Source organism: Ferroacidibacillus organovorans, assembly GCF_001642725.1.
Classification (GTDB): Bacteria; Bacillota; Bacilli; order Alicyclobacillales; family SLC66; genus Ferroacidibacillus; species Ferroacidibacillus organovorans.
In genome coordinates, this window is record NZ_LSUQ01000014.1 from 47,902 (window position 1) to 54,354 (window position 6,453).

Below are 6,453 nucleotides of genomic sequence, written 5' to 3' on the forward strand. Positions count from 1 at the left end.
AGCACATCACTCAAACAGGGTACACGGCGTGTTTGCGCGTTGAGAAAACTTCATCTTTCGTCGCCAGCGCCGCAAAGCGAAGGATGAGTTCATCGCGCAACTGTTCGGGTTGCACAATGTGATCGACAATCAGTTCTGAGGCGAGGCGTACAATCTCAATATCCTGACGGTACGCCTCACGCTTCTCTTCGACAAACGTTTGGCGCTCTTCACCCGAAAGCGTCTCGATCGTGTTACTGTACACCGCGTTAACAGCCGCTTCCGGTCCCATCACCGCGATTTGCGCAGTGGGCAGCGCAATCACCACATCCGTCTCAAACGCGGGGCCCGCCATCGCATAAAGGCCTGCGCCATACGCCTTGCGCACAATGACAGAGATCTTCGGAACCACCGCCTCCGCCATTGCGGCGATCATCTTGGCGCCGTGACGAATAATGCCCGCCCTCTCAACTTTGGTTCCGATCATAAAGCCGGGGACATCGGCGAGAAACAATAGTGGAATCGAGAACGCATCGCAAAGGGTCATGAAACGTGCCGCTTTGTCAGCGCTATCGACAAACAGCACACCGCCTTTGACGCGCGGTTGGTTCGCGACGATGCCGACAACTCCCCCAGCGAGACGAGCAAATCCCGTGATGATCTCCTGTGCAAAACTTGCCTTGATCGGAAAAAAGCTGTCTTCATCCACCAGTTTCTCAATCAATTCGTGCATGTCAAACGGCGTATTTTGCTGCTCAGGAATGATTTGTTCAAGCGTTTTTTCAAGCGGTTTCGGCGCTGCCGATTTTTTTGCGACTGGTTTGAGGCGAAAATTCTGTGGCATGTAGGAGAGGTACGCTTTTGCCACGCGCAATCCTTCCTGTTCTGTTTTAACAAGAATATCGCCACATCCACTCACAGAGCAGTGCATAAGCGCCCCGCCCATCTCTTCAAGCGTCACTTTTTCACCGATGACCATCTCTGCCATGCGCGGCGAGCCTAAGTACATACTGGCGTTACCTTCTACCATGATGACCACGTCACAAAAAGCGGGTATGTATGCGCCGCCTGCCGCCGATGGCCCAAACAGGACGCAGATCTGTGGAATCATGCCGGACATGCGCACCTGATGATAAAAAATGCGTCCTGCACCCCGCCGACCGGGAAACACCTCCAATTGATCCGTGATTCGCGCGCCTGCAGAATCGACGAGATAAATCATGGGAACCTGTAACTTCATCGCCTGCTCCTGGATGCGCAAGATTTTTTCGACCGTTCGCATACCAAATGACCCAGCCTTAACCGTCGAGTCGTTCGCCATGATACAAACGGTTCGCCCATCCATTTGCCCGAGTCCAGTAATGACACCGTCGGCTGGCAAATCTTCTTGTTTCGCATTCGCAAAAAGACCATCTTCCACAAACGATCCCTGATCCACGAGAAGAGCAATTCGCTCACGGGCGAAAAGTTTTCCGGCTTCTTGATTCTTTACGTGATAACGAGGGTGCCCACCCTGCTCGATCCGCGCGCGGATTGCTCGCACATCCTTCATAACCATTCCCCTTATCTCAGTGGCTCTAGCGTCAGGATGGGATCTCCCTCATTGACAAAATCACCTGGATTTTTATGAATCGTTGCGACACGACCTGCGACAGGCGATGAAAAAGGGACTTCCATTTTCATCGATTCGAGTATGTACAGATCTTCACCCGCGGAAACGGTCTGCCCTACAGTCACCAGAACCTGATACAATGTCCCCGCCATTTCGGCTGTAAACGCCTGCATCGAAATACCTCCCTCGCCATCTTTTTTCTCCCGACCGTTTGTTTGATACTCCCACCACGAGCAACGACGCAGCTTGCCCGGGGAATGACATCTTCACTTGGAGTGTAGCGAACCTTTGGTGTATTGTACAGGAGGTAACCATTGGGAGTGATGAAATGAGTCAGACCCTGTCAACAACGAGACCCTTGTTCGGTCAGACCGCCATCGTCACAGGCGCATCGCGAGGCATCGGTCGCGCCATCGCGCTCGCGCTCGCCAAAGCAGGCGCGAATGTAGCCGTGAATTACTTGACACGCGAAAAAAACGCGCGCGAAGTGGTACTGCACTGCCGCAGTTACGGCAGTAATGCCTTAGCGATTCAGGGAAATGTGACCCTAAAGCCGGATGTTACTCGCTTGTTTGAGGAGGCGTCAATGGAACTCGGCCCCGTGACGATCCTCATCAACAATGCGGGTATTGCACAATCACAACTGTTTCTTGACACGACAGAAACCGATTGGGATCAACTGATGAACGCGAATTTAAAAGCACCATTTTATTGCATTCAGGCGGCGCTCCCCACGATGCTTCGCAAACAATACGGACGCATCATCAACATCAGTTCGATTTGGGGCATTGCAGGCGGCTCCTGTGAAGTCGCCTATTCAGCCTCAAAAGGCGGATTGATCGCGCTGACCAAGGCGCTCGCAAAGGAACTCGGCACAACCGGAATTACGGTCAACGCGGTCGCACCTGGCGCGATTGACACAGAGATGATCCAGGCGCTCACAGAGGAGGACCGCGCGCGAATCAGCGCAGATACACCTGTAGGGCGTCTCGGTACGCCTGACGACATTGCAAACACGGTGCTCTTTCTGGCAAGCCCACAGACGTCCTTTTTGACAGGACAAATTATCAGCCCAAACGGCGGTCTGCTCACCTAGACATGACAAAACGGCTCCCCGCACCATGTGACGGAGAGCCGTTTTCTGCCTTTTTCAAAGCTGTAACCTGCGCGTTAGACGCGCTGTGAGGACATCTTCTGCGCCTTTTCACGATCTGATTTCTTAAGCACACGCTTGCGAATTCGCACAAAGTGCGGCGTAATTTCACACAATTCGTCCTCCGCGAGATACTCAAGCGCTTCTTCGAGTGACAGGGTGCGCGGTGTCTTGAGTCGCACGGTGTCATCTTTTGTCGCTGAGCGAACGTTTGACATGTGCTTCTCCCGACAGACGTTGACGACCAAATCCTGATCACGCGAATTCTCGCCAATAACCATACCTTCATAGATCTCGGCGCCAGGTCCGATAAAAAGAGTACCGCGCTCTTCGGCTGAACTAATCGCATACGCCGTTGAGGTGCCCGCCTCACTCGCAACCAGAACCCCATTTTGTCGCTCTGGAATGTCTCCGCGATACGGCTCGTGCCCGTGGTACGTGTGATGCATGATCCCGTAGCCGCGCGTCGCTGAGAGAAGCTCGTTGCGAAACCCGATCAAACCACGCGCCGGAACATAGAACTCAAGTCGCGTGTTCGAATCGCTCGGCACCATCTGCACCATCTCCGCGCGCCGCGAACCGAGTTTCTCCATCACGGTACCCACGTACTCTTCCGGTACATCAATGACCAAGTGTTCAATCGGCTCGAGCAGTTCGCCCGCCTCATTGCGTCGGAAAATCACGCGCGGTTTGGAAACTTGCATCTCGTAGCCCTCGCGACGCATCGTTTCAATGAGAATCGAGAGATGCAACTCACCGCGCCCCGAAACGAGCAGCGAATCAGGGCTCTCTGTATCCTCGACGCGGAGGCTGACATCTCGCTCAAGTTCCGCGTAAAGACGACTGCGCAATTTGCGGGATGTGACATGTTGACCATCCTGCCCGATAAATGGGCTGTCATTCACCGAGAACGTCATTTGCAGCGATGGTTCCTCAATCGAAAGACTCGGCAGCGCCTCCGGAAAGTTGACGTCCGCCACCGTGTCACCCACCATCAAATCGCCGAGACCCGCGATCGCGACGATGTCTCCCGCCTCAGCTTCCGCCCACTCCACTCTGCGCAATCCTTGAAACCCATACAACTTGCTGATGCGCTGATTGACAGACGTTCCATCTGCTTTGAGAACAACCACCGTTTGCCCAGACTGCACCTTACCTCGAGCAATGCGCCCAATCCCAATGCGTCCCATAAATTCGTTATAGTCAAGGATGCTCGCCTGCCACTGAAGAGGAGCGAACTCATCCACATTTGGCGCTGGAATCGTTTCAAGAATGGTGTCAAACAGCGGGCGAAAATCCGTTCCCTCAACTTCCGTATCGAGCGTTGAGATGCCGCGAATCGCCGATGCGAATACGACAGGAAAATTAATCTGTTCGTCGTTTGCGCCGAGTTCCATAAAGAGTTCGAGCACCTCGTCGACCACTTCAAGCGGGCGCGCCATTGGACGGTCGATCTTGTTGACGACGACGACCGGCTTTAGCTCCTGTTCAAGCGCTTTACGCAAAACAAACTTCGTCTGGGGCATACAGCCTTCAAACGCGTCGACGACCAGCAACACGCCGTCTACCATCTTCAAGATGCGTTCAACTTCACCGCTAAAGTCAGCGTGTCCAGGCGTATCGACAATGTTTAGAAGCGTGTCTTGATACGTGATGGCCGTGTTTTTTGCAAGAATCGTGATCCCGCGTTCGCGCTCTAGATCATTCGAATCCATCACGCGCTCAACCAGATGCTCATTGTCGCGAAAAACACCGGACTGCCGCAACATTTGGTCGACGAGTGTTGTTTTTCCGTGGTCTACGTGTGCAATAATGGCCAAATTTCTCATCAATTTCAACGGAAGATTCCACCTTCATTAAAGTTGCCAATGGAGATTGACACTTCATTGTATCATAGAATTCTCAAATTAACGAGCCCCTGAACCAAATTTAAACCCATACCATATGCTGATGGAAAGGAGCAGTACCGCAAGGGTGTAGACGATGACGCGCAAGCGTTGATTCGTTCTCATCTCCTTGCGCTCGTCGAGCTTGCTGGAATACACCACGTGTAGACGATGACGCGCAAGCGTTGATTCGTTCTCATACTTTATGCCCCCCATCATAACGTAACATCACGTATCCACGGTGCATACCGCGGGCTTGAGGTGTCGAATGAAAACAAACGTACGAAAGAAAAAAAAACAACCCGCCGCACTGTCCCATACTGCTCGAAAGCGACTCGTCTCAGAGAGTCGCGCGCTCGGGCTCACGCAGCGCGAGTATCTCGAACTGATCACCCAGTTGGCTGCCACGCTGCGCCAAAATGTATGGCCCAAACCGATTAAAAACAGTGAAATTTTGCGCACAATCGTTGAGAATCCTGCCCTGTTACAGATGATGGTGTCACTCGCTGGAACCCTTTATCGTTCAACGAGAGACGATGAGGAAACGAAGATTGAAGCCACTTCTGACAAACCAGATGCGGGAACCAGCACAGAGCGCGATGCAACTGCTGAGCGCGCGCATTCTCTCAATACGGTGCGTTCGGCGGCGCCCGCACCCTCACCCGAACGCGCTCGCTATGTTCGTGATCCCTTGACAGGAAGACCTATCGCCATTCACGCTCCAACCCATTCTCCACAGTAACAGGATGTTCAAAACGGGAGTAAAGCATTTGTGCGTTCGCTGCGTCACGGAATGGAAGGCGGCGCAAGCTGGGTGCCCAGCCTGCGCACATTGGTCTCGACGCTTAATCGAATCTTCACAGTAGGGAGTTGCTTATGCCAATCATAGGCCAGAAGTGCCTGATTGGTCGGAAACTGTGCGCGCGCATAGCGGAAAAAGCGAAATGGATCTGCGCGATCACGAGCGAACACGCGCTGCATCAGAAGCATTTCTCTCGAATGGATCATGGCACTCATCGCGCTCGCCAGTTTGCGACGATTGGCCGGCGGGACAAAATTTCCGTTTGACTCATCGCCAAGCAATTCCGCCTCGAAAGACTGTTTGATCGATAGCACGGGATGCGGACGAAGTGTCAGGCTCACATGCATAGGTTTCGCATAGCGAATCGCAAGCGCAACATACCCGCCTTTGCGAATCGGTGAAGGAACGCTCAATACCAAACGCTTTATCGAACCAGATAACAACTGGAGACTGCGCGTTTGCTCTCCTGTCAATAAATCCACCATCTTGTCGCCGCGAAAGACCGCGGTTCCCACATCTTCGACAGGATTGCCGCCGCTTCGATTCACCCCCCCCGGCGTGTCACCAATCTCTCGACGAGACAAACCATTTGCTGACCCAGCCGTCTTCTTTTTTTGCGCAGCCACTCGCTCATTCACTGAGAGCACGGGTGCGACCGGATCTTCATTCGGCGTTTCCATTTCCGTAAGAAACTGATGAACCTGCATCGACGGCGCAAGCCCTGTGCGTTTTGTCGTGGATTGAAAATCTTCAATCACACGCGTAGCGGACGTTTCCAAGACCGGTTTATCGTGTAAAAAGATATTAGAGATCGCACCTTTTGTAATAAAAAGAAACAGTGTTCTGCGAAATTCACGATACCGTGTAAGCGTGTTTAAATAAGGGAGCATCCCTTCACGCGCGACATTTTCGCTCACCATGACAGCGGCCAAATGAGAGAGGTTGATCGTTCGCTCCACCCCGGCGTTCATGACGTTTAGCGCTTCATTCAGCGTGTATCCACTCGCTGAGACAATCGGGG

General features: G+C 53.0%; 6 protein-coding genes. 2 read left to right on the forward strand and 4 right to left on the reverse strand.

The annotated features are described in order from the left end of the window. Positions 1–10: 10 nt before the first annotated feature. Complete coding sequence (locus tag AYW79_RS06765; protein ID WP_082806578.1) at positions 11–1,531, reverse strand: acyl-CoA carboxylase subunit beta; 1,521 nt, start codon at positions 1,529–1,531, stop codon at positions 11–13. Between the two features lie 11 nt (positions 1,532–1,542). Further along, complete coding sequence (locus AYW79_RS06770; protein ID WP_269449020.1) at positions 1,543–1,836, reverse strand: acyl-CoA carboxylase biotin carboxyl carrier protein subunit; 294 nt, start codon at positions 1,834–1,836, stop codon at positions 1,543–1,545. Positions 1,837–1,919: 83 nt separating this feature from the next. On the opposite strand from AYW79_RS06770, the gene ymfI reads away from it, so the two are divergent. Continuing rightward, positions 1,920–2,687, forward strand: a complete 768-nt coding sequence (gene ymfI, locus AYW79_RS06775) for an elongation factor P 5-aminopentanone reductase (RefSeq protein ID WP_079290522.1) — start codon at positions 1,920–1,922, stop codon at positions 2,685–2,687. A gap of 74 nt (positions 2,688–2,761) precedes the next feature. Here ymfI and typA read toward each other — a convergent pair whose 3' ends face one another. Further along, positions 2,762–4,573 carry a translational GTPase TypA gene (gene typA, locus AYW79_RS06780; RefSeq protein ID WP_067563634.1) on the reverse strand — a complete coding sequence of 604 codons (1,812 nt, stop codon included), beginning with the start codon at positions 4,571–4,573 and terminating at the stop codon, positions 2,762–2,764. A 325-nt stretch (positions 4,574–4,898) separates the two neighbouring features. On the opposite strand from typA, the gene AYW79_RS06790 reads away from it, so the two are divergent. After that, on the forward strand, positions 4,899–5,372 hold the full coding sequence (locus AYW79_RS06790; RefSeq protein WP_067563588.1) for a hypothetical protein: 474 nt from the start codon (positions 4,899–4,901) through the stop codon (positions 5,370–5,372). Between the two features lie 44 nt (positions 5,373–5,416). Here AYW79_RS06790 and AYW79_RS06795 read toward each other — a convergent pair. Continuing rightward, the coding region (locus AYW79_RS06795; protein ID WP_067563591.1) for a Ger(x)C family spore germination protein at positions 5,417–6,453 on the reverse strand (1,037 nt) is incomplete at its 5' end.

What these genes read in the sequence shown, in the direction of transcription:
- AYW79_RS06765 (WP_082806578.1), bottom strand. Translation starts at nt 1,531, where the DNA reads ATGAAGGATGTGCGAGCAATCCGCGCGCGGATCGAGCAGGGTGGGCAC.
- ymfI (WP_079290522.1), top strand. Translation starts at nt 1,920, where the DNA reads ATGAGTCAGACCCTGTCAACAACGAGACCCTTGTTCGGTCAGACCGCC.
- typA (WP_067563634.1), bottom strand. Translation starts at nt 4,573, where the DNA reads ATGAGAAATTTGGCCATTATTGCACACGTAGACCACGGAAAAACAACA.
- AYW79_RS06790 (WP_067563588.1), top strand. Translation starts at nt 4,899, where the DNA reads ATGAAAACAAACGTACGAAAGAAAAAAAAACAACCCGCCGCACTGTCC.